Below are 26,672 nucleotides of genomic sequence, written 5' to 3'. Positions count from 1 at the left end.
TTCACCCGATCCCGGGGATGAGCGAGATGAGCAGGTCGATGAGCTTGATGCCGATGAAGGGCGCGATGAGCCCGCCCAGGCCGTAGATGCCGAGGTTGCGGCGGAGCAGCCTGTCGGCGCTGACCGGGCGGTACCGCACACCCCGCAGGGCGAGCGGCACCAGCGCGATGATGATCAGCGCGTTGAAGACGACCGCGGACAGGATCGCGGAGTCCGGTGAGGACAGGCGCATGATGTTGAGCTTGTCCAGGCCCGGGTAGACGGCCGCGAACAGCGCCGGGATGATCGCGAAGTACTTCGCGACGTCGTTGGCGATGGAGAACGTCGTCAACGCGCCCCGGGTGATGAGGAGTTGCTTGCCGATCTCGACGATCTCGATGAGCTTCGTCGGATCGGAGTCGAGGTCGACCATGTTGCCGGCCTCCTTGGCGGCCGACGTGCCGGTGTTCATCGCCACGCCGACGTCCGCCTGGGCGAGGGCGGGGGCGTCGTTGGTGCCGTCGCCGGTCATGGCGACGAGCTTGCCGCCCGCCTGCTCGCGCTTGATGAGGGCCATCTTGTCCTCGGGGGTGGCCTCGGCGAGGAAGTCGTCGACGCCGGCCTCCTTTGCGATCGCCTTCGCCGTCAGCGGGTTGTCGCCCGTGATCATGACCGTCTTGATGCCCATGCGGCGCAGCTCCTCGAACCGCTCGCGCATGCCGTCCTTGACGACGTCCTTGAGGTGGATGACGCCGAGCACCCGTGCCCCGTCCGTGTCCTCCACGGCGACGAGGAGCGGGGTGCCGCCCGCCTCGGAGATCTCGCCGGTCAACTCCTGGGCGTCCTCGGCGACTTCACCGCCGCGCTCCTTCACCCAGGCGATGACCGAACCGGCGGCGCCCTTGCGGACCTTCCGGCCGTCGACGTCCACACCCGACATCCGGGTCTGCGCGGTGAAGGCGATCCACTCCGCGTCCGTGAGCTCGCCCTGGTGGCGCTCGCGCAACCCGTACTTCTCCTTGGCGAGTACGACGATGGAGCGGCCCTCCGGCGTCTCGTCGGCCAGCGACGACAGCTGTGCGGCGTCGGCGACCTCGGCCTCCGTCACTCCGCGCACGGGCACGAACTCGCAGGCCTGCCGATTGCCGAGGGTGATGGTGCCGGTCTTGTCCAGCAGCAGCGTCGACACGTCACCCGCCGCCTCCACCGCACGCCCGGACATGGCGAGCACGTTGCGCTGCACCAGCCGGTCCATGCCCGCGATGCCGATCGCCGACAGCAGCGCACCGATCGTGGTCGGGATGAGGCACACCAGCAGCGCCACCAGCACGACCATCGTCAGGTGGGTGCCCGCGTAGTCGGCGAACGGCGGCAGCGTGGCGACGGCCAGCAGGAAGACGATCGTCAGCGAGGCGAGCAGGATGTTCAGCGCGATCTCGTTGGGCGTCTTCTGCCGCGCGGCGCCCTCGACCAGGTTGATCATCCGGTCGATGAACGTCTCCCCCGGCTTTGTCGTGATCTTGATGACGATGCGGTCGGACAGCACCTTCGTACCGCCCGTGACAGCGCTGCGGTCGCCGCCGGACTCGCGGATGACGGGCGCCGACTCGCCGGTGATGGCCGACTCGTCGACCGAAGCGACACCCTCGACGACGTCGCCGTCACCGGGGATGACGTCGCCCGCCTCGCACACCACCAGGTCGCCGATCCGCAGCTCGGTGCCCGGAACCCGCTCCTCGGAGCCGTCCTCGATCAGCCGCCGGGCGACCGTGTCCGTCTTCGCCCTGCGCAGCGTGTCCGCCTGCGCCTTGCCCCGGCCCTCGGCGACCGCCTCCGCCAGGTTGGCGAAGACGATCGTCAGCCACAGCCAGGCGCTGATCGCCCAGCCGAACCAGTCGCCCGGGTCCTTGACGGAGAACACGGTGGTGAGCACCGAGCCGATCCACACCACGAACATCACGGGTGACTTGACCTGCACCCGCGGGTCCAGCTTGCGGAAGGCGTCCGGCAACGACGTCACCAGCTGCTTCGGGTCGAACAGGCCCGCGCCGACACGGCCCTCGGGCGTCTTGTGGGCGGTGGGTACGTCGCCGTGCGGCGCCCGGGCCGGAGCGGCAGTGGACATGGAGCCCTCGTGCTTCTGCGTGTCGGTGGTCATGCCGCCAGCCCCTCGGCGAGCGGGCCCAGTGCCAGGGCGGGGAAGTACGTCAGACCGGTGATGATGAGAATCGCGCCCACCAACAGGCCCGTGAACAGCGGCTTCTCGGTGCGCAGGGTGCCCGCGGTGGCCGGGACCGGCGTCTGCTCCGCGAGCGAGCCCGCCAGCGCCAGCACGAACACCATCGGCAGGAAACGGCCCAGCAGCATCGCGAGTCCCGTCGTGGTGTTGTACCAGTCGGTGTTCGCGTTCAGGCCGGCGAAGGCCGAGCCGTTGTTGTTGGAGGCGGAGGTGAAGGCGTACAGCACCTCGGAGAACCCGTGCGCGCCCGGGTTGAGCATGGAGTGCGGCGGTGTCGGCAGGGCCATGGAGGCCGCGGTGAAGACCAGGACCAGGGCCGGGGTGATCAGGAGGTAGCAGGCCGCCAGCTTGATCTCGCGGGTGCCGATCTTCTTGCCGAGGTACTCGGGTGTGCGGCCCACCATCAGACCGGCGATGAACACCGCGATCACGGCCATGACCAGCATGCCGTAGAGGCCGGAGCCGGTGCCGCCGGGCGCGATCTCGCCCAGCATCATGCCGAGCAGGGTGATGCCGCCGCCCAGGCCGGTGAAGGAGGAGTGGAAGGAGTCCACCGCACCCGTCGAGGTCAGTGTCGTCGACACGGCGAAGATCGACGAGGATCCGACGCCGAAGCGGACCTCCTTGCCCTCCATCGCGCCGCCCGCGATCTGCAACGCGCCCTCGTGGTGCGCGAACTCGGTCCACATCATCAGGGCGACGAAGCCGACCCAGAGGGTGGCCATCGTGGCCAGGATCGCGTAGCCCTGCCTGACCGAGCCGACCATGACACCGAACGTCCGCGTCAGCGAGAACGGGATCACCAGCAGCAGGAAGATCTCGAAGAGGTTGGTGAACGGCGTCGGGTTCTCGAACGGATGCGCAGAGTTGGCGTTGAAGTAGCCGCCGCCGTTGGTGCCTAGCTCCTTGATGGCCTCCTGCGAGGCGACCGCCCCGCCGTTCCACTGCTGGGAACCGCCCATGAACTGCCCGACTTCGTGGATCCCCGAGAAGTTCTGGATGACACCGCACGCCACCAGCACCACGGCCGCGATCGCCGCGCCCGGCAACAGAATCCGCGTGACGCCCCGCACCAGGTCCGACCAGAAGTTGCCGAGCTCGCCCGACCGCGACCGGGCGAACCCGCGCACCAGCGCCACCGCGACCGCCATGCCGACGGCCGCCGACACGAAGTTCTGCACGGCGAGGCCGCCGGTCTGGACGACGTGGCCCATGGCCTGTTCGCCGTAGTACGACTGCCAGTTGGTGTTCGTCACGAACGACACGGCGGTGTTGAACGCCTGCGCCGGTTCGATCGAGGAGAAGCCGAGGGAACCGGGCAGTACGCCCTGGAGCCGCTGGAGCAGGTAGAGGAAGAGGACGCCGACGAACGAGAAGGCGAGCAGGCCGCGCAGGTACGCGGGCCAGCGCATCTCGGTGTCGGGGTCGGCGCCGATGCCTCTGTAGATCCACCGTTCGACCCGCCAGTGCCGGTCGGAGGAGTAGACCTTGGCCATGTAAGTGCCGAGGGGAACGTGGGCGAGTGCCAAGGCCGCGATGAGCGCGACCAGCTGGAGCACGCCGGCGAGTACGGGACCCATCTCAGTCCTCAGAACCTCTCCGGGAAGATCAGGGCGAGGACGAGATAGCCCAGCAGGGCGACGGCCACGACCAGGCCGACGACGTTCTCGGCGGTCACAGTCTCGTCACCCCTTTGGCGACGAGGGCCACCAGCGCGAAGACCGCGGCCGTGGCGACGACGAAGGCCACATCGGCCATCGTGAACTCCTGGAGTGAGGTTTCTTCGGTCAGGGACGGTGACCAGGAAACCGCCCCGTGGCCGGATCCGGACTGCCGTTGACGACTCCCTGACGGCGGGAGCCGCGCCTTTGACGGGACTCTGACGGCTGTCGCCGGTCCTCGTCCGGTGGCAGAGCCGGCTATCAGCTCACCCCCGCCACGCGTACCGGCGTTCCGGCCGGCCCGCGGCGCCGTAGCGCAGGGACACCTCCGCGCTGCCGGTGCTGTGGAAGTACTCCAGGTAGCGGCGGGCGCTGACCCGGGACACGCCGGTCAGGGCGGCGCACTCGGTGGCGGACAGGGTGCCGTCCGCCTCGCGCAGGGCCCGCTCGACCAGTGCGGCGGTCTCCACGCTCATGCCCTTGGGCAGGGTGTGGGCCGGTGCGGGGACGAACGCGCCGGCCAGGACGCGGTCCACGTCCGCCTGGCCGCGCACGACCGCCGTGAGCAGCCGGCCCCGCTGGGCGGCGTAGCGCTCCAGGCGGGAGCGCAGGTCCTCGAAGTCGAAGGGTTTGAGGAGGTAGTCGACCACGCCGCGGCGGACGGCGCCGCGGACGGTGTCGGCCTCCTGGGCGGCGCTGATGACCATGACGTCGCAGTCGTGGCCTGCGGTGCGCAGCCGCGGGATGACGTCGAGGCCGAAGAGGTCGGGCAGGTACAGGTCGAGCAGGATGAGGTCGGGGCGCAGTTCGTCCACGGCCTCGATCGCCTGGCCGCCGGTGTGGGCGACGCCGACGACGCGGAACGGCTCGACGCGTTCGACGAACGTGCGGTGGACTCTGGCCACCATGAAGTCGTCGTCGACCACGAGGACGTCGATCGCGCCCGCCTTGTCGCTTGCTGCGGTCATGGGGCCGCTCCTTCCGCCACCGTGCCGGTGAGGTGGCTGACGGTCATGCGTGCGGTGAACACGGCCCCGTCGGGGGTGTTGGACACCGAGATCTCTCCCCCGTGCCGTTCGCAGACCAGCTTGGTCAGGGCCAGTCCGATGCCGCGCTCGCCCTCCCGCGCGGCCTTGGTGGTGAAGCCGTGGGAGAACACCTCGCGGGCGAGTTCGGGAGCCACGCCCGGCCCGGAGTCGCGGACGGCGATCTCCACGCTGGACGCGTCCTGGCGCAGCGCCACCTCCACCCAGGCGTCGTCGTCCTGTGCGGCGGCGTCGACGGCGTTGTCCACCAGGTTGCCCACGACGGTCGCCACGTCGGCGGCGTCCTCCGGGGCCAGCCGCTCCAGGGCGGTGTCGTCGGAGATCCGCAGGCTGACCTTCCGTTCGGCGGCCAGGGACGCCTTCGCCATCAGCAGCGCGGCCACCGCCGTGTCACGGACGCGGCGGCTGAGGGTGACGTCGAGGGACTGGCGCCGCTGGTTCAACGCGCGGATGTAGCGCACGACCTCGTCCTGCTCGCCGATCTGGATCAGGCCGGAGATGGTGTGCAGCTGGTTGGCGAACTCGTGCGCCTGCGCGCGCAGCAGCTCCGAGGAGCTGCGGAAGGAGCCGATCTCCCGTTCCAGCCGGGCCAGTTCGGTGCGGTCGCGCAGGGTGGTGACCGAGCCGAGGAGCCGGCCGTCCTTGGTGACGGTCATCCGGTTCATCACCAGGACCCGCCCACGGCGGACGACGACCTCGTCGCGCTCGGCGGCGGTTCCGGCCAGCACGTCGCGCAGCCGCCCGTAGATGCCGAGGCCGTCCAGGCTCTGGCCGACGCAGTCCTCGGGCAGGTCGAGCAGGCGGCGGCCCATGTCGTTGACGAGGGTGAGCCGGTGCTGCGGGTCCAGGGCGACGACGCCCTCGGCGATCCCGTAGAGCATCGCCTCCCGGTGCTCGGCGAGCCCGGCGATCTCGCCCGGCTCCAGCCCGAGGGTCTGCCGCTTCACCCGCCGTGCGAGCAGCCAGGAGCCGGCCACGCCGAGTCCGCTGGCGATGCCCAGGTAGGCGAGGAGGTAGGAGGAGGCGCCGTTGAGCCGCTGCCACACGGTCGGATCGGCCTCGCCGATCATCACCGTGCCGAGGATGCGGCCGAGGTTCTCCTCGGTCGCCCCGAGGACGGGGACCTGGGCGGCCAGCTCGCGGTTGCCGTCCAGGGTCAGCTGCCCCGACCAGCCCCGCTCCCGGGCGGCGCCGGGTTCGAGCGGCAGCCGCTCGCCGATCACCGTGGGGTTCGTGGAGCTGACGATCCGGCCGGCGGCGTCGGCCACCGTCACCGAGGTCACTCCGGACTGCGCCTGGGTGGAGTGCACCAGCGGGGCGAGGGTCTCCCCGGGGGCGGGGCGCACCAGCTGGCTGCGCACCAGCGGGTTGGCGGCCAGCTGTTCGGCGAGCGCGCTCACCCGGCGTCCCTCGACGCGGTTGAAGGTGGCCTGCGACTGGGCGAGGGAGACCGCGGCGACCGCCAGCAGCACCACCACGACGATGGCGAGCTGGAGCACCAGCATCTCGCCCGCGAGCGAATGGCGACGAAAGGTGGCGACCACAACGAACTCAATCTTCTCTGCCGACACAAGGGGAGCGGCTCATGTGCCGAGTCGCACAATCATGACGTCCACCAGCGGAAATCGAAAGGGAAGCGTCATGAGAGGCCCGGCACGCGCCTTTCAGGACCTGGCACGCACCTTTCGGCGCCCGGCGCGCGCCCTGCTCGGCGCCTTCGCCGTCCTGGCGCTGCTGGTGGTCTGCGCGTGCGGCGCGTGGCCGGACGGTGGGCCCGCGACCCCGCGGGACCTGCGGCTCATGGTGCCGAACACCCCCGGCGGCGGCTACGACACCACGGCCCGCACGGCGGCCCGGGTGCTGGAGGAGACCGGGATCGCCTCGGCCGTGCAGGTGTTCAACCTGCCGGGCGCCGGCGGCACGGTGGGGCTCCAGCGCCTCGTCGACGAGAGGGGCAACGGCGATCTCGCCCTCCAGATGGGCCTCGGCGTCGTGGGCGCCTCGCACACGGCCGGCTCGCGGGTGACCGTCACCGAGACCACCCCGATCGCCCGCCTGATCGAGGAGGCCGGCGCCGTGGTCGTCCGGAGGGACTCGCCGTACCGGACGATCGGCGCCCTCGTGGCCGCGTGGCGTAAGGCGCCCGGGCGGCTGAAGGTCGGCGGCGGCTCCTCGCCCGGCGGGCCCGACCACCTCCTGCCGATGGAGCTGGCGCAGGCGGTCGGCATCGACCCCGGGAAGGTCGAGTACGTCGCCTACGACGGCGGGGGCGGCGACCTGCTGCCCGCGCTGCTGGACGGCCAGGTGGACTTCGCCACCAGCGGGTTCGGCGAGTTCCTCGACCAGATCCGCGGCGGACAGCTGCGGGTCCTCGCCGTCACGGGCGAGCAGCCGGTCGGCGTCCTGCCGGGGGTCCCCACGCTGCGGGCGTCCGGCATCGACCTGGTCTTCGACAACTGGCGGGGCATCGTGGCCCCGCCCGGCATCAGCGACGCGGACCGGCGGCGCTGGGTCGACGCGCTGACCGAGCTGCACGACTCCCCGCAGTGGCGGGCCGAGCTCGAACGGCACGGCTGGACCGACGTGTTCGCCACCGGCCGGGCCTTCGCGTCCTTCCTCGCCCGGCAGGACGCGCGGATCGCCGGCCTCGTTCGCCGGCTCGGCCCGAAGTGACGTCAGGAGTCGTCCGCGCCGGGGCCGATGCCCGACAGCTCCCGGACGGTGCCGCCGAGTTTCGCGCGGAGCGGCTCCAGCAGCTCCGGCTCGGCGCTGACCACCCAGCGCATGCCGACCAGGTAGGTGCCCCCGTACACGCGGGCCGACTCCAGCCAGGTCTCCTTGAGCCGCTCCTCGGGGAAGGTGGTGATGAGGAAGTCGCCCTTCGCGGTGTGGCACACGCCCTCGCGCAGCTCGTCCGCCTCGGTGCGGATCTTCGCCGTGCAGCCGGCCAGGCCGGCGATCACCTCCACCTTCGCCGGCGCGACCACCCCGGCGGCGGGAGCCGCGGACACGCTCGGCGTCCCCGCCCCTGACCCGCTCGGCGGCGCCGCCTTGTCGCCGCCACCGCCGCCACAGGCCGTGACGAGGGGAAGCACGACCAGGACCCCGGCCGCGGCGACGGCGCGCAGCCGTCGGGCGCGGGACGGGGTCCGGCGGTCGGATCGTACGGGCGGTTGCTGCTGGGACACGTCGCCTCTCCGGGTGCGGGCTGTCGGCAGATTTACTCGACGGGAGTTACGGACAGGCCCGGGGAGGTGTTCACCCCTCCTAGGCGGCCTGCTCCACCGCGGTAGCTCGCGCCCCGTCGAACTGGGTGCGGTACAGCTCCGCGTACCGCTTCCCCGCCGCCAGCAGTTCCTCGTGCGTGCCGCGCTCCACGATCCGCCCGGCCTCGACCACCAGGATCTGGTCCGCCGTCCGCACCGTGGAGAGCCGGTGGGCGATCACGACCGCCGTCCGGCCGTCGAGGGCTTCGGCGAGGGCTTCCTGGACGGCGGCCTCGGAGGTGTTGTCGAGGTGGGCGGTGGCCTCGTCGAGGATGACGACGCGCTGGCGGGCCAGCAGCAGCCGGGCGATGGTCATGCGCTGGCGTTCGCCGCCGGAGAGCCGGTAGCCGCGTTCGCCCACGACCGTGTCGAGGCCGTCGGGCAGGGACCGTACGAGGTCGTCGAGGCGGGCCCGGCGCAGGGCGTCCCACAGCTCCTCCTCCGTGGCCCCGGGGCGAGCCAGCAGCAGGTTGGCGCGGACGGTGTCGTGGAAGAGGTGCCCGTCCTGGGTGACCATGCCGAGGGTCTGCCGGAGCGACTCGGCGGTGAGGTCGCGGACGTCGACGCCGCCGATGCGCACGGCGCCCTCGTCGGTGTCGTACAGGCGCGGCAGCAGTTGGGCGATGGTCGACTTGCCCGCGCCGGAGGAGCCGACGAGCGCCACGGTCTGGCCCGGCTCGGCGCGGAAGGAGATGCCGCGCAGGACCTCGTCGCCGCCGCGCTTGTCCAGGGACGCGACCTCCTCAAGGGAAGCCAGGGAGACCTTGTCGGCGGCCGGATAGCCGAAGCGGACCTTCTCGAACTCGACCGCCACGGGCCCGTCGGGCACCGGGCGCGCGTCCGGCTTGTCCTCGATGAGCGGCCTGAGGTCGAGCACCTCGAAGACCCGCTCGAAGCTGACCAGCGCGCTCATCACCTCGACCCGTGCCCCGGCCAGCGCGGTCAGCGGCGCGTACAGCCGGGTCAGGAGCAGCGCCAGCGAGACCACCGCGCCCGGCTCCAGGGTGCCGCGCAGGGCGAGGTAGCCGCCGAGGCCGTAGACCAGGGCCAGGGCGAGGGCGGAGACCAGGGTGAGGGCGGTGATGAAGGCCGCCTGGGCGGTGGCCGTCCGGATCCCGATGTCCGCGACCCGGCGGGCCCGCTCGGCGAACTCCCGCGACTCCTCCTCCGGCCGCCCGAAGAGCTTGACGAGCGTGGCGCCGGGTGCCGAGAACCGCTCGGTCATGCGGGTGCCCATCGCCGCGTTCAGCGTGGCCGCCTCCCGCTGCATCCGGGCCATCCGGCTGCCCATGCGCCGGGCCGGGATCACGAACACCGGCAGCAGCGCCAGCGCGAGCAGGGTGATCTGCCAGGACAGGGTGAGCATCACGGCGAGCGTGAGCAGCAGCGTGACGAGGTTGCTGACCACTCCGGACAGGGTGTTGCTGAACGCGCGCTGGGCGCCGATGACGTCGTTGTTGAGCCGGGAGACGAGGGCGCCCGTACGTGTGCGTGTGAAGAACGCCACCGGCATGCGCTGCACATGGTCGAAGACGGCCGTGCGCAGGTCGAGGATGAGGTGCTCGCCGAGCGTCGCCGACAGCCGCCGGCCGAGGATGCCGAGCGCGGCCTCCGCCACCGCGATCAGCGCGATGAGCAGGGCCAGGCGTACGACGGTGCCCTCGTCGCCGGCCGAGACGATCACGTCGACGACCCGCCCGGCCAGGACGGGGGTCGCCACGGCGAGCAGGGCGGTCCCCACCCCGAGGAGTACGAAGAGGGCGATGCGGCGCCGGTGCGGGCGGGCGAACGCGCCGATGCGGCGCAGGGTCGCGAGGGCGAGGGGGCGGCGCTCCTCCTGGGCGGTCATGACGCTGTGCAGCTGTGTCCACGCTGTGGTCTCCATGCTCATGGAAGAGAACGTAGAACCTCAAGCAATCTTGAGGTCAAGGCGCTCGCGCAACCTCCCCGGCATCCCGCGCAATCGGCCCCAACCCCACCTTCCCCGTCCCCCCGCGCAAAGGCCCCGATGACGCTCCCCACGCAGCCGCTTCCCGCGCCCGAGCCCCAGCCGCTTCCCGTACGCCATCCGCAGTCCCCGCTTCCGCAACCCGCCGTTGGCGCAGGATGGGAAGCCTCTGCGGATGTGACAGCGGTACCACTCCCCGAACTCCGCCCGGGACGACTCCCCCGACGCGTCCCGGTCCGCCGCCTGCGGCAGATCCTGTGCCTGCTGCCGCTCCTGCTCGTCACCGTGGTCGCGGTGCGGCACCGGTCGGTGCTGGCCGAGGGCTTCGCGCATCTGGGCACCGCCGCGTGGCCGTGGCTGCTGGCCGCGGCCGGCGCGACCTGTCTGACCTGGGTCGCGGCAGCGTGCACCCGGCAGGGCGCGGTCGTCGAGAGGCTGCCCCGACGGCGGCTGCTGGCGACGCAGTTTGCGGCGGGCGCGGCCAACCACCTGCTGCCGACCGGGCTGGGCGCGAGCGCGGTCAACCTGCGGTTCATGACGGTGTGCGGGCTGCCGCTCGCCCGCTCCTCGGCGGCGCTCGCGCTGTACCTGCTGGCGGAGAGCGTCGGCCGGGTGGCCCTGCTGGGTGCCCTGCTCCTCGCGTTCCCCGGCGCGCTGCGGCTGGGCACCCTGGTCCCGGAGACGGCGTTCGGCCCGCTGCTGGCCGGCGCCGCCGTCCTGGTCGTGGTCGCGGCGGCCGTGCTCGTCCTGGTCCGGCGGGTGCGCTCGGCCGTGCTGACCTTCCTGCGGACGGCGCTCGGCGAGGCGCGCTCGGTGCACACCCGCCCGGCGCGCGCCCTGGCGCTGTGGGGCGGCTCCTTCGCCTTCCCCGCGCTGCAGGCGACCGTCCTGGTGCTGGTGGGCAAGTCGCTGGGGCTGGACGTGCCGCTCGCGCACATGGCGGTGGCCTACCTGGCGGCGACGGTCGCCGTCGCGCTGGTGCCCACGCCGGGCGGGATCGGCTCGGTGGAGGCGGCGCTGGTCGTGGCGCTGGTGGCGGCGGGCGGCCCGGCCGCGGTGGCCACGGCGGTGGTCCTGGCCTTCCGGGTCATCACCGTCTGGCTGCCGCTCGTGCCGGGCGCGCTGACGCTGGGGGCGCTGGTGCGGCTGAAGGTGATCTGAGCAGATGAGCGGGCGCACGTGACGGCGCGTCATGTGCAGTAACTCACCCCCCGGTCACCCCCGTCCGCGGTACGAACCCCCGTACGGCATGCGGCAGGATGAACGATCGTGCCGGCCGCGGGTCAGGGTGGTCCGGCACCCTCGAACATCCCGGAAACGAGCAGGTGACGACGTGACGAGACTTCACATCCGGCCGCCGGCGACGGCGTTCGCCGCGCTGCTTCTCCCCGGAGGTGACCGGTGAACCGGGCACTCACCGTGGACGATCTGCTGTTCGCCGGCATCGCCCTCGGCTCGGGCCTGCTGGCGGCGTTCGCGCTGCGGATTCTGCTGCGCTGGCTGGGCGGGCAGGCCGACCGCACCCGCTGGAGCGGGGACGACGTCCTCGTGCACGCGCTGCGGGCCGTGGTGCCGTGGGCCGCGATCGTGGGCGGCGCGGCGGGCGCGGCGGCGGTGCTGCCGCTGACGCGCACGGTGCAGCACCACACCAACCAGGTGCTCACCGTGCTGCTCATCTTCGTCGCGACGGTGTCGGCGGCCCGGGTGGTGGCCGGACTGGTGCGCACGGTCACCCAGTCCCGGTCCGGTGTCGCCGGATCGGCCACGATCTTCGTCAACATCACCCGGATCCTGGTCCTGGCGATCGGCTTCCTGGTGGTGCTCCAGACGCTGGGCATCTCCATAGCCCCGCTGCTCACCGCTCTCGGTGTCGGCGGCCTGGCGGTCGCGCTGGCGCTCCAGGACACCCTCGCCAACCTCTTCGCGGGCATCCACATCCTCGCCTCCAAGACCGTCCAGCCCGGTGACTACATCAAGCTCAGCAGCGGCGAGGAAGGCTACGTCGAGGACATCAACTGGCGGCAGACGACCATCCGCAACCTGTCCAACAACCTCGTCGTGCTCCCCAACGGCCAGCTCGCGCAGGCGAACATGACCAACTTCATGCGCCCCGAGGAGCAGCTGACCATCCTGGTCCAGGTCGGGGTGGCCTACGACAGCGATCTGGAGCACGTGGAGCGGGTGACCAACGAGGTCATCGCCGAGACGATGACCGAGGTCGAGGGCGCGGTGCCGGACCACGAGCCGATCATCCGGTTCCACACCTTCGGCGACTCCCGCATCGGCTTCACCGTCATCCTGGGCGTCGGCGAGTTCAGCGACCAGTACCGGATCAAGCACGAGTTCATCAAGCGCCTGCACAAGCGCTACCGCGCGGAGGGCATCCGCATCCCCGCCCCGGCCCGGACGGTGGCGCTCCAGCAGGGCGCGGTCGTCATCCCCCAGCAGCGGACCGGCGAGAGCGAGCCGGGCGAGGTGACCTCCGCCCGGTTCGACTGAGGCGTCACGGCGTCAGCGCGCGTCGCCGACCGTGCTCCCCACCACCTCGGTGGCGGCCGTCGGCGACGCCCCGTGTCCGGCCGGTCACGGCAGGTCGGCCAGTTGCCCGAAACTGGGCCCGGACCCCTGTCGAGACGAGGTCGATCACGAGATATCTTGATGTCGAGCAATGTTGCAGACGTGGAGCGGAGCACCCGGTGACTGACTCGACCATCATCTATACGCACACTGACGAGGCCCCCGCCCTGGCGACGTATTCGTTCCTGCCGGTGGTCCAGGCGTACGCCTCGCAGGCGGGTGTCGCGGTGGAGACCCGCGACATCTCGCTGGCCGGGCGCATCATCGCCGTGTTCCCGGAGTACCTGACCGAGGACCAGCGCATCCCGGACGCCCTCGCGGAGCTCGGCGAGCTGGCCAAGACGCCCGCCGCCAACATCATCAAGCTGCCGAACATCTCGGCGTCCATCCCGCAGCTCAAGGCCGCGATCGCCGAGCTGCAGGGCCAGGGCTACGCGCTGCCGGACTACCCGGACGACCCGAAGACCGACAAGGAGCGCGAGATCCGCGCCCGCTACGACAAGGTCAAGGGCTCCGCGGTGAACCCGGTCCTGCGTGAGGGCAACTCGGACCGCCGCGCCCCGGCCTCGGTGAAGAACTACGCCAAGTCCCACCCGCACCGCATGGGCGCCTGGACCGCCGAGTCCAAGACGGACGTGGCGACCATGGGCCAGAACGACTTCCGCTCCACCGAGAAGTCCGTGGTGATCGCCGAGGACGGTGCCCTGCGCATCGAGCTCGTCGGTGACGACGGCACCACGACCGTGCTGCGCGACTCCGTCCCGGTCCTCGCCGACGAGGTCGTCGACGCCTCCGTGATGCGCGTCGCCGCGCTGCGCGAGTTCCTGACCGCGCAGGTCGCCAAGGCCAAGGCCGAGGGCGTGCTGTTCTCGGTGCACCTGAAGGCCACGATGATGAAGGTCTCCGACCCGATCGTCTTCGGCCACGTGGTACGCGCCTTCTTCCCGAAGACGTTCGCGCAGTACGGCGACAAGCTCGCCGCGGCCGGCCTCACCCCGAACGACGGCCTGGGCGGCATCTGGAAGGGCCTCGACTCCCTGCCGGAGGGCGCCGAGATCAAGGCCTCCTTCGACGCCGAGCTCGCCGAGGGCCCGGAGCTGGCGATGGTCGACTCCGACAAGGGCATCACCAACCTGCACGTCCCGTCGGACGTGATCATCGACGCCTCCATGCCGGCGATGATCCGCACCTCCGGCCACATGTGGGGCCCGGACGGCCAGGAGCACGACGCCCTCGCGGTCATCCCGGACTCCTCGTACGCGGGCGTCTACCAGGCCGTGATCGAGGACTGCAAGGCCAACGGCGCCTTCGACCCCTCGACCATGGGCACGGTGCCGAACGTCGGCCTCATGGCGCAGAAGGCCGAGGAGTACGGCAGCCACGACAAGACGTTCGAGATCGCCACGACGGGCACAGTCCGCCTGGTCGACCAGAACGGCACCGTCCTCATCGAGCAGACGGTCTCGGCCGGTGACATCTTCCGCGCCTGCCAGACCAAGGACGCCCCGATCAAGGACTGGGTGAAGCTGGCCGTCACCCGCGCCCGCGCCACCGGCGACCCGGCGGTGTTCTGGCTGGACGAGACCCGCGCCCACGACGCCAACCTGATCGCCAAGGTCAGGACGTACCTGGCGGAGCACGACACCGAAGGTCTGGACATCCGGATCCTCAACCCGGTCGAGGCGACCAAGCTGTCGGTGGAGCGCATCCGCCGCGGCGAGAACACCATCTCGGTGACCGGCAACGTGCTGCGCGACTACCTGACCGACCTGTTCCCGATCCTGGAGCTGGGCACCAGCGCCAAGATGCTGTCGGTCGTCCCGCTGATGGCGGGCGGCGGCCTGTTCGAGACGGGCGCCGGCGGCTCCGCGCCGAAGCACGTCCAGCAGCTGGTCAAGGAGAACTACCTGCGCTGGGACTCCCTGGGTGAGTTCTTCGCCCTGGTGCCGTCCTTCGAGCAGTACGCCAAGGTCACGGGCAACGCCCGAGCCCAGGTCCTGGCCGACACCCTCGACCGCGCCACGGCGACCTTCCTCAACGAGGACAAGTCCCCGACCCGCCGCGTCGGCGGCATCGACAACCGCGGCAGCCACTTCTACCTGTCCCTGTACTGGGCCCAGGAGCTGGCCAAGCAGACCGACGACGCGGACCTGGCGAAGGCCTTCGCCCCGCTCGCCGAGACGCTGGCCGCGAACGAGCAGAAGATCGTCGAAGAGCTGGGCGCCGTACAGGGCAAGCCGGTCGACATCGGCGGCTACTACCAGCCCGACCCGGCGAAGGCCGCGGAGGTCATGCGCCCGTCCGCCACGTGGAACGAGGCCCTGGCGTCCCTGAGCTGACGCCCCGGACCCCTCCGATCCGCTGACTCCGCCCCGCCGGCGCACCGCCCGGCCGGGGCGGAGCCGTGTCCGGAGGGTCGTGGCCCAGGGCCGTCGATGTGACACCTTGATCGTGCCGCACACCACCGACAACGCTCTGGGAGCCGCTGTGACCGATGCCCCGCCGCCCTTCGAGCTCCTGCCCGGCGCCGGCCGCTCCCCCGTGCTCCTCCATGTGCCGCACTCCGCGCGGGACATACCGGAGGACGTGCGCACGGGGATCGTGCTCGACGACGGGGAACTCGCCCGGGAGCTGGACCACATCACCGACGCGCACACCGCGGAGATCGCCGAGGCGGCGGCCGGACGGGCCGGTGTCCGGCCGTGGCGGTTCGTCAACCGGCTGTCGCGGCTGGTCGTCGACCCGGAGCGGTTCCCGGACGAGCGGGAGGAGATGCGGGCCGTCGGGATGGGCGCGGTGTACACGCGGACCACGCACGGCGCTGTGCTGCGGCCCGAGGGCGTCGATCCCGAGCCGCTCGTCGAGCGGTACTTCCGGCCGTACGCGCGGGCGATGACGCGGGCCGTCGCGGACCGGCTGGCGGCGGCCGGCCGGGCCGTGATCATCGACGTGCACTCCTATCCGAGCCGGCGGCTGCCCTACGAGCTGCACGGGGAGGGGCCCCGGCCCGCGGTCTGCCTCGGCACCGACTCCTTCCACACCTCCCCCGGGCTGCTGTCCGCCGCGCGGGAGGCCTTCGGGGAGACGGAGCTGGACAGCCCGTTCAGCGGGACGTACGTGCCGCTGGAGTTCTACCGGAAAGACTCCCGGGTCGAGGCACTGATGGTGGAGATCCGCCGCGACACCTACATGACGGAGCCGGGCGGTCCCGCCGGGCCCGGGCTGGAACGGCTCGCCGCCGCGCTGGCCCGGCTCGTCGACGCCGTGTCCCGCTGAACCGCCACCGGCTGGAGCACTCCCGCGCGACAAGCGCCGGGGCCGCGGTGAGGGTGGGTGCATGACGGAGGAGACCACCACGCTGACCGGCCAGGAGCCGCCCCCGGTACGGGACTGGCCCGCCCTCGACCTGGACGGGACCGCGTTCGACCCGGTCCTCGCGGAGCTGATGCGCGAGGGGCCGCTGACCCGGATCCGCCTGCCGTTCGGCGAGGGGTGGGCCTGGCTGGCCACCCGCCACGACGACGTCAGGCTGATCACCAACGACCCGCGGTTCGGCCGCGCAGAGGTGACGAAACGTCAAGTGACGCGGATGGCACCGCACTTCAAGCCGCGCCCCGGTTAGCTCGCCTTCGCCGACCAGCCCGACCACAACCGGCTGCGCAAGGCCGTCGCCGGGGCCTTCACCGTCAGCGCGATGAAGCGGCTGCGGCCCCGCGCGCAGGAGATGCTCGACGAGCTGGTGGACGCGGTCGTACGGGACGAGCCGCCGGCCGACCTGGTCGAGCGGGGTCTCGAACCGTTCCCGATCGCCCTGGTCAGCGAGGTCATGGGCGTGCCCGGCACCGACCGGGACCGGGTGCACGGCTGGACCCGGCAGATCATCTCCACCTCGGGCGGCGCCGAGGCCGCCGACCGGGCCAAGAACAGCCTGTACGGATGGATCACGCAGACGATCCGCTCCCGCGCCGACAGCACCGGCGAGGACGTGTACTCCCTGCTCGGCGCCGCCGTGGCCGGGGGCGATCTCAGCGAGACGGAGGCGGTCGGCCTCGCCGGTCCGCTCCAGATCGGCGGCGAGGCCGTCACCCACAACTGCGGGCAGATGCTCTATCTGCTGCTCACCCGGCCGGAGTTGCGGCAGTGGTGGCAGGAGCGGCCCGAGGCCCGGGACGGGCTGCTGGACGAGCTGTTGCGCTACATCCCGCACCGCAGCTCCGTCGGCCTGGCGCGGATCGCCCTGGAGGACGTCGACCTGCGGGGGCACCGCATCCGCGCGGGCGACCCGGTCTACGTCTCCTACCTCGCCGCCAACCGCGACCCGGACGTCTTCCCCGAGCCGGACCGGATCGACCCCGGCCGCGCCCCCAACCCGCACCTGGCCTTCGGCAACGGGCCGCACTACTGCACCGGCGCCGTCCTCGCCCGCCTCCAGACCGAGCTGCTGCTCACCACCCTGTTCGAGCGGCTGCCCGGCCTGCGGCTCGCCGTCCCCGCTGACCAGGTCGCCTGGCGCCGCAGGACGATGATCCGGGGGCCGCGGACCCTGCCCTGCACCTGGTGACCTGGAGACCCCCTAGGCTCGCAGCCACTCCGTTACCACCACGTCCCCGCCGGTCCGCAACCGCAGGGCGAACGGGCCGGAGAGCGGCACGTCGGCCGTGAAGCGGCCCAGGTCGTCGGCGGTGAGCGGGGAGCCGGGCCGGGGTCCGCCGAGCACCTCGATCCGGGCCGGCTGCGGCGGCAGCACCTGCCCCAGCAGCCCGTGCGCGGTCACCTCGACGTGGACGGTCACCTCGCCCGCCCGGAACGTCAGCATCCGGGGCGCGTCGGTGGCTCCCCGGACGGGGAGGGCGTCGACCAGCGAGTCGAAGGTCAGCTCGGCGACGCGGGCGTCGAGGTCGTGCAGCGTGTACGCGTCGACGGCGAGCTGCTGGAGTTCCGCCGGCACGGGGTCCAGGACGGCGGCGGCCTGCCGGAGCTCCTCCTCCAGCAGCCCGGCGTCGAACTCCTCGCCGCTCCAGTCCTCTTCGCCGTCGCTCCAGTCCTCTTCGCCGAAGACCTCGTCGTCGTTCCTGTCGCTCATATCGCCCCCCGCGCCTCGAGCCGGGCCCGAAGGCGCCGCAGACAGCGCTGGCGCAGCGGCCCGATGCTGCCCACCGCGATCCCGAGCGCGGCGGACACGTCCTGATAGCTGGGCGGCGGCGTGGCCATCAGCACGCGCAGCAACTGCCTGCACCGCTCGCCCAGTTCCTCGAACTCCTGCCACAGCCGCCGGACGCGTTCGCTCTGGGCGGCCGCCTCCTCGGAGTCGAGCAACTGCTCGGGCGTGCCGTCCTCGCTGACCCGGTCCAGGAGCTGCGGATCGTCCGTCAGGGTCAGCCGCCTGGAGCTGCGGATCACCTTCAGGCACTCGTGACGCGCGGTGCTCGCCAGCCACGCGCCCGCCTTGCCGGGTTCCCGGATCCGTCCGAGGTACTGGGCGAAGCGGAACCAGGCGGTCTGGTACACCTCGTGCGCGTCGGCGTCGGAGAGCCGGTGGGCCCGCACCACGGACCACACCAGCGGGCTCAGCCCTTCCACGAGCGCCTTCCAGGCCGCCGCGTCGCCGTCGGCCGCGGCCTGGACGAGCGCGCCGGCATCAGCACGGTCCACGGCAGTCCCACCCCTCGTGTACGGCCCGTCATGGTACGCCGTGGCGGGGGCGGCCTCGGCCGTCACAGGCCCGGGGCGAGGCGCACGACCGGGACCGGGCGCCAGGTGGACGTGCGCCCCGCGCACTTCGGCGAAGCCCGTGTTCGCCGCGAGCAGCTGCCGCCGGGCCGCGCGCGGGTCGGTCTCCTTGTGCGCCGTCATGTGGGCGGCGACCATGCCGGCGGTCACGGGGGTGGCGAAGGAGGTGCCGCTCCACTGCGCGTACCCCTCGAACATCACCTGGTCGGGCTTGGCGGAGGCCTTCTCGTCGCTCAGCACGCCGGTGTGGCGGGGGTGCCGGCAGGTGCAGCCGTAGCTGAAGCCGTAGCGGCAGGCGTCGTACGTGGAGTGCTGGTACACGTACGGGACGGGTGAGTCGAAGCCCGTGAGGGGGGCGGTGAGGCGCTCGCCGGGGGCGTAGACCTTCACCCAGGGGCCGTGGTTGGTGAAGCAGGCGCCGAACTCGCCGTCGCTGCGCAGCGCGCCGACCGACAGCACGGAGTCCTCCCAGCCGGGCAGGTCGGCGTAGGCGGCGGGCCAGAAGGGGGTGGCGCCGGCGTTGTTGCCGGCGACGGCTCCGTCTGGGACCCGCAGTCGATCATGGAGTATCCGTTCGCGTCGGGGCTGGTCCTGGAGCCGGAGCAGTACCGCGCGGGCCTGAACCCGCCCGGCACCCTGTCCGCGGCCGACAAGGAGTTCGCGCTGCGCTGGTATCCGCCGGCGGACACGGCGCCGCCCGCGCTGGTGCCCTTCCGCTCGGCGCCGCTCGGTCTCGGCCCCGGCGAGCAGGCGGACTTCGTCATCGACCCGCCGGAGACCCGCGCGTACACGCTGGGCACCTTCGGCGACAGCGACGCCGTCGTCGTGGTCTTCGAGGAGCGGGACGGGGAGCCCCGCTACCTCGCCGGCCGGGACGACGGGGGAACTCCGCACAACGCCACGATCAGCGCCCGGCTCGTCAAGGGCCGCCGCTACGTCGTCCGCGTACGCCTCTACTCCGCCTGGGGTTCCGGCGAGACGGCGGTGATGTGCTGGTGACGGCACACACGCGCCGTGCGGGCACCTGAGCCACAGTCCGGCGCCGGGGGATCGGTCGAGGACGTCGCCCATGGGGGTGGGTGATGTCCTCGGCCACGCCATGTGCGGGGAGTCATCACCTCTCGTGCACCGCCGGCGCGTGCGCCGCCATCCGCTCGTTCACGCCGAAGTCCGGCCGGGGCGGGGGGCGCACGGCCGACGGACGGGACGGCGGCGGGGGCCGCGCCGAGGGCGGCGGGGCGGACGCGGGGCGCACCGGCCGCGGCGGCGTGGATCCACCCCTGGGGTGAAGAGCGTTCAGCGGCGGTCGCGACCGGGCATCGTGCAAGGGAGGTCCTCGGCACGGAGGGACACCGGGCACGGCACGGGTGGGACGGGTGGGGTGGCGCGATGTGAATCGGCCGGCAATGGCGTTACCCCGCAAGGGGGTTGACCCCTACGCTTGCTCTCTCTCGCGCCCGTGAGCCGCATGTCCCACGGTTGCACATCCGTACCAGAAAGCGCACGCGGTGCCAGTGGCCCGGCTACGCTCACGGCGGAGCACCGGGGGATGGGGGGAGCCAGTGGAGACGTCCCGACGCAGCCGCGCGTGGCGGCCGAGACTGCCGAAGTCGGTTCCCGCCGTGCTGCTCGGCGCGCTGGGCGCCCTGGTCCTCGGGACGGTGATCGGCCTGGCGGCGGATCCCTCGCCCCTGGTCGGCACCACCGGGTACGTCTTCGCCACCGGCCTGCTGCTCGCCGTGGGGCTGTACGGCAGCACGTACGGCATCGACCTCGCGGACCTGCGCCGTGACCTGCGGGGCGTGGTGGCCGCCGTCACGCTGGGCGTCGTCCTCAAGGCGGGGATGGTCTCGGGCGTCATGGTCCTCGCCTTCGACCGGCCCGAATACCTGATCCTGGGCATCGTCGTCGCGCAGATCGACCCGCTGTCGGTGGCCGCCCTCAGCAGGGACGGGCACATGTCGCAGCGCGCCCGGTCGCTGCTGACGGCGTGGGCCTCCTTCGACGATCCGATGACGGTCCTGCTGACGCTGTACGTCGCCGGCTACGCCTACACGGCCGCGGGCCACGCGGGCACGCCGTCGGTGGTGGGCGGCGGTGCCCGCGGCTACGCCCTCGGACTGGTGCTCAACGCGCTGCTCCTGGCCGGTGCCCTGCTGGTGTGGTGGGCAGGCGGCAGGCTGTGGTCCGCGCGGGCGCGCAAGGAGCGCGAGGCGTCCGGGGAGCCGCCCGAGGAGCCCGGGAGCCCCCGGCGGCCGGCGACGCCCCTGGCCGCCCTGCTGGTCGTCGTCATGCTGCTGCTCGCCGCCGCGAACATGCTCATGCTGGCCGTGGCGGTGGCCGGACTGTTCCTGCGCGCGAAGGCGTTCGCCCGCCCCCTCGCGCGGGCGGTCGCCGGCGCGTTCCTGCTCGCCACCGCCCTGTTGGGCCTGTTCGTCGCCCAAGGGGTGTCGTTCGCCCCCGGGCTGCTGCTCGGTGCCGCGGCGTTCGCGGCGCAGGCGGTGGTGGCCATGCTGCTCATGCCCCTCTTCGTCCGGGGCCTGTCCGGAAGGGACCGGATCTTGCTGGGGATCGGCCAGCAGAACGGCCTCACGGCCGTGCTGCTCGCCCTCACCCTCGAACGCGACTTCCCGGGGACGGTCGGCATCGTCGCCCCGGCCGTGGTGACGGTCAACCTGCTGCACTACGGGACGCGGATCGCGTTCGGCTGCTGGTCCCGCCACCAGGCCGGAAAGCACCGGCAACCCGCCGCCGGGCAGGAGCGTCTCCCCCGGCCTCCGGCGGCCGGCGGCGGCAGAGCAGGCGGGGCACCGGCCCCGACGACCGACGGACTGCGGTCCTCCGCGTAGCCGGATGGAGTGCGGCGGCCCGGGCGGGCGGCGGCCAGGGGAACGGGGAGGCCGGATGGGTGAGCGGGGTGGGAGCGGGGGTCGTCGTCTCCACGGCTGGAAGCCTGTCGCGGCCGGGGTGTTGCTGCTCCTCCCCTTGACCGCCGGGCAGGCCGCCGCGGACAGTGGCAGGAGCGACGTCCGGCTGGTGTACTGCCTGGCCGACGAGCACCGGGGCGAACTGAGGGACGCGGCACTGCGGATCGGTGTGGTGCGGCGCCCGCAGGGGCCGGCCGGCGGTGCGGACGCCGTCGAGGTGCCGGGCCCGAAGGGCGGTGTGCGGTCGCTGGACGAGTGGGCCGAGAAGCACCGGGGCGACTTCGAGCGGGTCTGTGACGCGGTCATGGCCGCCGCGGGCGACCCGCCGGGGGCGACGGCGGACAAGGGTGGCGGCGGTCTGGGCGGGTACCTCGACGGGGTTCTCCTGCTGGCGACCGGTGCCGTCCTCACCCTGGTCGGACAGATGACCGAACGCAGGTCGGCGGAGCGGCGCACGTACGGCCGGCAACTGACGGCGGCGGTGCGGGAATTCCGGAGGATCGCATGGCTGTATCTCACGGCGTACGAGCAGGATCCCGAGACGGACCACAGCGAGGCCCTGAGGGCCCGGGAGGCGCTCTCCGGCCTCCTCGCCCTCGTGCCCGGCCCGGCTCCCCGCCGCGCGGCGGCCCGGCATCTGGCCGACTCCCTGCCCCTGGCGGACCCCCTGCCGCGCAGCCGGGACGGGCGACTCCTGCAACCGCACGAGAGAAAGAACGAGGCGGACGCCGTACGCACCACCGTGGACCGGCAGACGCGGGACGTGGCGGATCTGCGACGCCCCGCGCCCGTCTGGTGGCTGCGCGGATCACGGCACGGCGGCCGTCCCCCGAGCGCCGGAGGACAGCACGGATGACCAGCTCCGACTGGGCCAACCCCTACGGAGTGCGCAAACCGTACGGATCGAACGGCGCGAACCACGGCGACGGCGGTGAGAAGGGCGCGACGCTGAGCGCCGACCACCCCCTGGTGCCGTGGAAGCAGCCGGACCACGTGCACCAGTGGGTGGACGTGGACCACTCCCGGGAGGAACTGGACCGCTTCGTCAGGAACTGGCCCGACCTCGGCGAACTCCTCGACGCGAACGTGGGGCACGGCCGTGTGGTGATCGTGAGCGGGCCGCCCGGCATGGGCAAGACCACGCTCATCCACCGGTGCCTGTACGAGGTGCAGCAGCGTGTGGCGGCCACGGGCCCCTCCGCGGGAGACCCGCTCGCCGTGTTCGTGCCGACCGCGGGGCTGGAGAACGACGGCCGCCGCATCAGTGTCGACCCGGACGGGTCGTTCGCGCCGACCAGACTCATCAACGCCCGCATACGCAGCGAGATCACGAAGAAGCTCCTGCTCCACGAGTTCTCCGAGTCCCGGGTGCGGGCGATCACCGCGGAGGAGGATCCCTACCAGGCCTACGGCGAGATGAGCGATCTGCTGGTCCAGCGCAACGCGCTGCTCTTCGCCGTGATCCCGCACATACGGTGGAACGACGCCCACCTCAGGGCGGCGTTCCTGCGCACGTGTCTGAGCCATGCGCACACCAGGATCGTACTGTTCGTCGAAGTGAGCCACGGCGCGGCGGAGACGGCGCGGGAAGTGGCCGCCGCCCTCAGCGGTTCGGCGGCGGTCACCCATCTCGCGCTGCGCGAGCTGAACTCCGAGGACATCTGGAGGTTCAGCCGCAGCGCCCGGGCGGCGAACGGCGCACCGAACGGCCTGGTCGAGCCGGACAGGAGCTCCCTGATGGCAGCACACGACGAATGGAAGCCCTCCGACGTGCGCGAACTGCGGAAGGTCTTCCACTCGGCGGCGGACGCCCTGCGCCGCGCGCCGCACCCGTGGCCGATCGACGCCGACGCGCTCAGACCCCACTGGGAGCGGCGGCGGGCCGGCCGCGACGCCCTGCTCCGCCATCCGATCCTGCCCCGCTCCGGCGGCTGACGCCCGCCACGCCACCCCGACCGCGCCTGTCCGGATTCCGCAAGGAGTGCCATCGTGGCCGCAAACAGCGCAGACACCTGGTACAGCAACCCCTTCCCCCTGGTGCCGGTCGTGCGGCTCGGCCCCTCGGCGGATCTCGGCGAGGCACCGGTCGAGGCCGCGGACTCGGGCAACGCCCATGTCCCCACCCAGATCCTCACCGAACTCCAGGACCTGGTGCGCGACTACCTCCGCGACCGGCCCCGGGGCGGCCGGCGGGGCCGGGCGATCGCGGTGGTCGGGGAGTTCGGCCTGGGCAAGAGCCACGCGGCGCGCGAGGTCTGCAACGAGCTGGCCCGTCCGGACGGCCCCGCCCTGTGGATCGTCGACGAGCCGGTGCAGGACTTCGGCCGGATGTACCGCGACCGGCTGCGCGGCCCGGCCGACACCCCGGAGGGCCGTGCCGCGTTCGAGGAACTCGTCCGGGACTACTACGCCTATGTGACAGCGGTCCGGGTCGGCGAGCAGAGCTCCGGCCCACGGCCGGGACGGCCGGACGGCGTCCCCCTCGACGACATCGCCCTGGACGACATCGCCACCGGGCTGCGCGACCGCGTCCTCGACCCGGACAAGGTGGTCTCCGCGCTGCGCTACGACCCCGAGGTGCTGCACGCCGATCTGCGGGTCACTCTCGGCGAGGTGACGGAGCACCGCAGGTTCGCCACCGCGCTCGCGCTGCTCCAGGACCCCCGGTTCACGTCGATGGTGTGGGCGTGGCTGACCGGTGACGAGCCCGCCCAGCAGTTGCGGGAACGCGGCATCAGGGACGCCGTGAGCGGCATCGACCCGGTCTTCGACGCCCTGGCCGTCCAGGGCTTCCTGCACGGCCGGGTCGGCAAGCCGTACGTCCTGCTGATCGACTCGCTGGAGAAGGTGCTCGACTGGCCGGAGGAGCCCCGGCGTACGTTCGTGGACGCCTTCGAGCGGCTGGTCAACGTCTATGTGAGCCGGGGCGGCCTGCTGGTGTTCTGCACCTCGCCGCGCGGGCTCAACGCGTTCCGCCCGAGCCTGCACGAGCGGGTGGTGCAGCTGTGGCCGACCCGGTTCACCGCGGAACTCACCGCGGAACTCGTCGCCGAGTACTCCGGTTCCGGTGCCCGTCCCGCCCCCGGCGCGGGCGCGGAGGCGAGGGAGCGCTGGCCCTCGCCCTTCGGTTCCGAGTCGGTCGTGATCCTTCAGGAGCTCACCGGCGGGGTGCCCCGGGAGATCCTCAAGACCTGCCATCACGCCTGGCAGTTGAGCGAGGACGGCCACGGGGCGGTCCGGGAGGTGACCGCCGCGACCGTGCTGCGAGCCGTGCGCGGCCTGCACGACAACGTCTCCGCGGACCAGGTGCTCGCCACCATCCACGACGCGCTGGCCCTCGGGCAGTGGCGCATCGCGTCGAGCGACCCGGTGCCGGCGCGGGCTGCCGCCGCCGGCGAGCCGCTGGTGGCGTACTGGCTGGAGCCCGTGCCGAACGCCTACATCGCGATCGTGGTCACCCCGTCGGTGCTCGTCGCGGACGACGAGGAGCGCATCACCGCGCGCGTCCGGGCCCTGCGCAGCGCGCTGCATCCGGCCCGGGCCGAGGTGCTGCTCGTGGTCAACGGCCATGTGTCGCGGACGATGCGGGACCGGCTGGCGCGCTCGCTCGGCTCCCAGCCCCTGGTGTACCGCCCGGGCGACTTCCCGCGCGCCGTGAACGAGGCGCTGGACCGGCTGCGCACCCGGCTCACGCAGCTCCGCCAGGAGGCCGATCTCGCGGACCTGACCAGCGAGCTGCGCAGTGCGCTCGGCGAGCACAGCTCCCAACTGGGGCAGCTGCGCCGCACGGTGAGCGATCTGGCCCGGCGCGACCTGGTCGCGGCGGCGCCCGGCCCGGCCCGTTCGACGCTGCCGGAGCCCGTCGAGGTGCGGTTCGAGGAGGTGTTCGCGCTCCTGGACGCGGCCGTGGAGCGGCTGGCCGGCCGCCCGCCCGGCGGGGACCTGCGGGGCGGCCCGCCGCTGCGGCCGGGGCGGGCCGATCTGGCGGCGCTGGGCTGCGCCACCCTGGTCCGGCAGCTGACGGAGCGGTTCCGCACGGGCGCCGACGCCTGGTACCGCGCCGCCTCGCCCGGCGCGCCGAGCGAGGAGCAGTGGGCGCGGCTGCGGCGGGTCTGCCGGGAGTACGAGACGGCGGTCGAGGTGCTGCCCGTGCAGTCCCTGGGCAGTTCCGGCCCGGCGCACCGGCCGACCCCGGCGCGTGCGGTGGAGGCGCTCGCCGACGAGGTGTGGGGCGGGCTGGTCAGTGCCGTCCGGGCTCCGTGATCTCCCGCAGCGCGCCCGCCAGCGCGTGCAGCCGGCTCTCCGCGTGGGCGACCTGCCGCTGGTCCAGCGTCACCCCGAGGACGTAGTCCCTGGGCGACAGCCAGGTCACGTAGACGGAGCCCTCCTGGACGTCCAGGACCAGGCGGTCGGCGGGCGGCGGCACCACCAGCCGCAGGGCGTCGGTCAGCCGGGCGAGATGGCCGCGCAGGCTCTGGGCGAGGTCGCGGTAGGCGGTGCGGCGGGAGCGCACGCTGGTCTCCAGGAACCGGGGTCCGAGCTCGGGGTTCTCGAAGACGTCGCCGGCGCAGACGAGTTTCCAGTCTCGGTAGAAGGCGGCGTAGTGCAGGTCGACGGTGTTGACGTGGCCGCCCCACAGGGCCCGCAGCCGCATCTCGGACAGGCTGTCGTGCGCGGCGACCGCCGTACCGAAGTCGATCCGCAGCTTCTCCTTGTGCTCCGGCAGCGGTTCCGGGGGGTCCGTCACACCGCCGGGCAGTTCGTCGGGCAGGTGGTGCACCTGGGTGCGGATGGCGGAGACGAGGGCGTTCATGGCCGCGTCCGCGGCGGGCATCCCGCCCGGCGTGTCGGTGAGCGCGGACAGGTACTCCCCCGGCTTGACCCGGCCGCCCCACAGGCCGCCGCGCGCGTTGGCGAGCACGACGCGCATCAGCTCGCCCGTGCCCAGCGGCCGCATCCGCGCGCCCAGGTCCTGCGTGCACAGCAGGAGCCGGCTGCCGGGCAGGGCCTCGTTGGCGAGGTCCTCGCCCCCCACGGTGACGAGACTGCTCAGCGGGGGGCAGCCGGTTCTGCGGACGACGAAGTCGATGATGCCGTTGCTGTAGTGGGAGACCGACCGGAGGGCGGGGACGCCGGTGAAGGCCGCCTGGCACAGCTCGGTTATCCGGCCGTGGCCCTCCGGGGACCAGTGCGGCTCGGTGAAGAGTTCGGTCTCCGGATGCGGGGCTGCTGCCACGTACGCTCACCTTTCCGTCGGGGAGCCGTCGGGCGACGGCGCCGGGCCTGGATGCCGGGCCTG

19 protein-coding genes and 3 pseudogenes are annotated in these 26,672 nt (G+C 72.6%); 11 read left to right on the top strand and 11 right to left on the bottom strand.

Features of this window, described 5'->3' with window-relative positions; genetic code table 11:
* Window position 1: 1 nt before the first annotated feature.
* The 5 genes from kdpB to IE255_RS13960 form a co-directional block, all read right to left on the bottom strand.
* Window positions 2-2,137, bottom strand: coding sequence for a potassium-transporting ATPase subunit KdpB (gene kdpB / locus IE255_RS13980; RefSeq protein WP_190050546.1), 2,136 nt, complete (start codon window positions 2,135-2,137; stop codon window positions 2-4).
* Window positions 2,134-3,798, bottom strand: a complete 1,665-nt coding sequence (gene kdpA / locus IE255_RS13975; protein ID WP_190050545.1) for a potassium-transporting ATPase subunit KdpA — start codon at window positions 3,796-3,798, stop codon at window positions 2,134-2,136. Before kdpA ends, kdpB begins: the two co-directional genes overlap by 4 nt.
* A gap of 8 nt (window positions 3,799-3,806) precedes the next feature.
* Window positions 3,807-3,896, bottom strand: a complete 90-nt coding sequence (gene kdpF, locus IE255_RS13970) for a K(+)-transporting ATPase subunit F (RefSeq protein ID WP_009326374.1) — start codon at window positions 3,894-3,896, stop codon at window positions 3,807-3,809.
* Between the two features lie 249 nt (window positions 3,897-4,145).
* Window positions 4,146-4,847: a response regulator gene (locus IE255_RS13965; RefSeq protein WP_190050544.1), complete on the bottom strand. Its 702-nt coding sequence runs from the start codon at window positions 4,845-4,847 to the stop codon at window positions 4,146-4,148.
* On the bottom strand, window positions 4,844-6,469 hold the full coding sequence (locus tag IE255_RS13960) for a sensor histidine kinase (RefSeq protein WP_190050543.1): 1,626 nt from the start codon (window positions 6,467-6,469) through the stop codon (window positions 4,844-4,846). The genes IE255_RS13965 and IE255_RS13960 overlap by 4 nt, the downstream gene beginning before the upstream one ends.
* Window positions 6,470-6,566: 97 nt before the next feature.
* Here IE255_RS13960 and IE255_RS13955 point away from each other — a divergent pair, with 97 nt between their 5' ends.
* Window positions 6,567-7,598, top strand: coding sequence for a Bug family tripartite tricarboxylate transporter substrate binding protein (locus tag IE255_RS13955; protein ID WP_190050542.1), 1,032 nt, complete (start codon window positions 6,567-6,569; stop codon window positions 7,596-7,598).
* 2 nt (window positions 7,599-7,600) lie between these two features.
* On the opposite strand, the gene IE255_RS13950 is transcribed toward IE255_RS13955, so the two are convergent.
* Together IE255_RS13950 and IE255_RS13945 are read right to left on the bottom strand one after the other, a co-directional pair.
* On the bottom strand, window positions 7,601-8,113 hold the full coding sequence (locus IE255_RS13950) for a hypothetical protein (RefSeq protein WP_190050541.1): 513 nt from the start codon (window positions 8,111-8,113) through the stop codon (window positions 7,601-7,603).
* Between the two features lie 79 nt (window positions 8,114-8,192).
* Window positions 8,193-10,076, bottom strand: a complete 1,884-nt coding sequence (locus IE255_RS13945) for an ABC transporter ATP-binding protein (protein WP_190050763.1) — start codon at window positions 10,074-10,076, stop codon at window positions 8,193-8,195.
* Window positions 10,077-10,400: 324 nt separating this feature from the next.
* Here IE255_RS13945 and IE255_RS13940 point away from each other — a divergent pair, with 324 nt between their 5' ends.
* The 5 genes and pseudogenes from IE255_RS13940 (at window position 10,401) to IE255_RS13920 (ending at window position 17,277) form a co-directional block, all read left to right on the top strand.
* Entirely contained in the window at window positions 10,401-11,300 is a 900-nt protein-coding gene (locus tag IE255_RS13940) for a lysylphosphatidylglycerol synthase transmembrane domain-containing protein (protein ID WP_190050762.1), read from the top strand.
* A gap of 240 nt (window positions 11,301-11,540) precedes the next feature.
* Window positions 11,541-12,638, top strand: a complete 1,098-nt coding sequence (locus IE255_RS13935; protein WP_190050540.1) for a mechanosensitive ion channel family protein — start codon at window positions 11,541-11,543, stop codon at window positions 12,636-12,638.
* Between the two features lie 197 nt (window positions 12,639-12,835).
* Window positions 12,836-15,055, top strand: a complete 2,220-nt coding sequence (locus IE255_RS13930) for an NADP-dependent isocitrate dehydrogenase (RefSeq protein WP_190050539.1) — start codon at window positions 12,836-12,838, stop codon at window positions 15,053-15,055.
* Between the two features lie 148 nt (window positions 15,056-15,203).
* Window positions 15,204-15,992 (top strand): N-formylglutamate amidohydrolase, encoded by a 789-nt coding sequence (locus IE255_RS13925; RefSeq protein ID WP_190050538.1) that lies wholly within the window; start codon window positions 15,204-15,206, stop codon window positions 15,990-15,992.
* A gap of 61 nt (window positions 15,993-16,053) precedes the next feature.
* Window positions 16,054-17,277 (top strand): annotated as a pseudogene (locus IE255_RS13920) (cytochrome P450).
* A 12-nt stretch (window positions 17,278-17,289) separates the two neighbouring features.
* Here the strand turns inward: IE255_RS13920 and IE255_RS13915 are convergent.
* From IE255_RS13915 to IE255_RS13905, 3 genes and pseudogenes are all read right to left on the bottom strand, one after another.
* Entirely contained in the window at window positions 17,290-17,799 is a 510-nt protein-coding gene (locus tag IE255_RS13915; protein WP_190050537.1) for a hypothetical protein, read from the bottom strand.
* Window positions 17,796-18,368 (bottom strand): RNA polymerase sigma factor, encoded by a 573-nt coding sequence (locus tag IE255_RS13910; RefSeq protein WP_190050536.1) that lies wholly within the window; start codon window positions 18,366-18,368, stop codon window positions 17,796-17,798. The genes IE255_RS13915 and IE255_RS13910 overlap by 4 nt, the downstream gene beginning before the upstream one ends.
* A gap of 62 nt (window positions 18,369-18,430) precedes the next feature.
* Window positions 18,431-18,983, bottom strand: a pseudogene (locus tag IE255_RS13905) (S8/S53 family peptidase); the annotation flags it as partial.
* Between IE255_RS13905 and IE255_RS13900 the strand changes: the two are divergent.
* The 5 genes and pseudogenes from IE255_RS13900 to IE255_RS13880 form a co-directional block, all read left to right on the top strand.
* A pseudogene (locus tag IE255_RS13900) lies at window positions 18,978-19,445 on the top strand (hypothetical protein); the annotation flags it as partial. The pseudogenes IE255_RS13905 and IE255_RS13900 overlap by 6 nt on opposite strands.
* A 563-nt stretch (window positions 19,446-20,008) precedes the next feature.
* Window positions 20,009-21,295: a cation:proton antiporter gene (locus IE255_RS13895; RefSeq protein ID WP_190050535.1), complete on the top strand. Its 1,287-nt coding sequence runs from the start codon at window positions 20,009-20,011 to the stop codon at window positions 21,293-21,295.
* A gap of 136 nt (window positions 21,296-21,431) precedes the next feature.
* Window positions 21,432-22,229, top strand: coding sequence for a hypothetical protein (locus IE255_RS13890; RefSeq protein WP_190050534.1), 798 nt, complete (start codon window positions 21,432-21,434; stop codon window positions 22,227-22,229).
* Window positions 22,226-23,308 (top strand): ATP-binding protein, encoded by a 1,083-nt coding sequence (locus tag IE255_RS13885; protein ID WP_190050533.1) that lies wholly within the window; start codon window positions 22,226-22,228, stop codon window positions 23,306-23,308. The genes IE255_RS13890 and IE255_RS13885 overlap by 4 nt, the downstream gene beginning before the upstream one ends.
* Before the next feature lie 54 nt (window positions 23,309-23,362).
* Entirely contained in the window at window positions 23,363-25,636 is a 2,274-nt protein-coding gene (locus IE255_RS13880; protein WP_190050532.1) for a hypothetical protein, read from the top strand.
* Here the strand turns inward: IE255_RS13880 and IE255_RS13875 are convergent.
* Complete coding sequence (locus IE255_RS13875) at window positions 25,614-26,609, bottom strand: hypothetical protein (protein ID WP_190050531.1); 996 nt, start codon at window positions 26,607-26,609, stop codon at window positions 25,614-25,616. The two genes, IE255_RS13880 and IE255_RS13875, sit on opposite strands and share 23 nt — an antisense overlap.
* Window positions 26,610-26,672: the final 63 nt, after the last annotated feature.

Source organism: Streptomyces lomondensis, assembly GCF_014651035.1.
Classification (GTDB): domain Bacteria; phylum Actinomycetota; class Actinomycetes; order Streptomycetales; family Streptomycetaceae; genus Streptomyces; species Streptomyces lomondensis.
This window is presented reverse-complemented; position numbering and strand designations above follow the sequence as displayed.

Bases quoted from the DNA above. Each gene is read 5' to 3' on its own strand.
- IE255_RS13965 (WP_190050544.1), bottom strand. From the start codon at position 4,847: ATGACCGCAGCAAGCGACAAGGCGGGCGCGATCGACGTCCTCGTGGTC.
- IE255_RS13945 (WP_190050763.1), bottom strand. From the start codon at position 10,076: ATGGAGACCACAGCGTGGACACAGCTGCACAGCGTCATGACCGCCCAG.
- kdpA (WP_190050545.1), bottom strand. From the start codon at position 3,798: ATGGGTCCCGTACTCGCCGGCGTGCTCCAGCTGGTCGCGCTCATCGCG.
- kdpB (WP_190050546.1), bottom strand. From the start codon at position 2,137: ATGACCACCGACACGCAGAAGCACGAGGGCTCCATGTCCACTGCCGCT.
- IE255_RS13955 (WP_190050542.1), top strand. From the start codon at position 6,567: ATGAGAGGCCCGGCACGCGCCTTTCAGGACCTGGCACGCACCTTTCGG.
- IE255_RS13885 (WP_190050533.1), top strand. From the start codon at position 22,226: ATGACCAGCTCCGACTGGGCCAACCCCTACGGAGTGCGCAAACCGTAC.
- IE255_RS13915 (WP_190050537.1), bottom strand. From the start codon at position 17,799: ATGAGCGACAGGAACGACGACGAGGTCTTCGGCGAAGAGGACTGGAGC.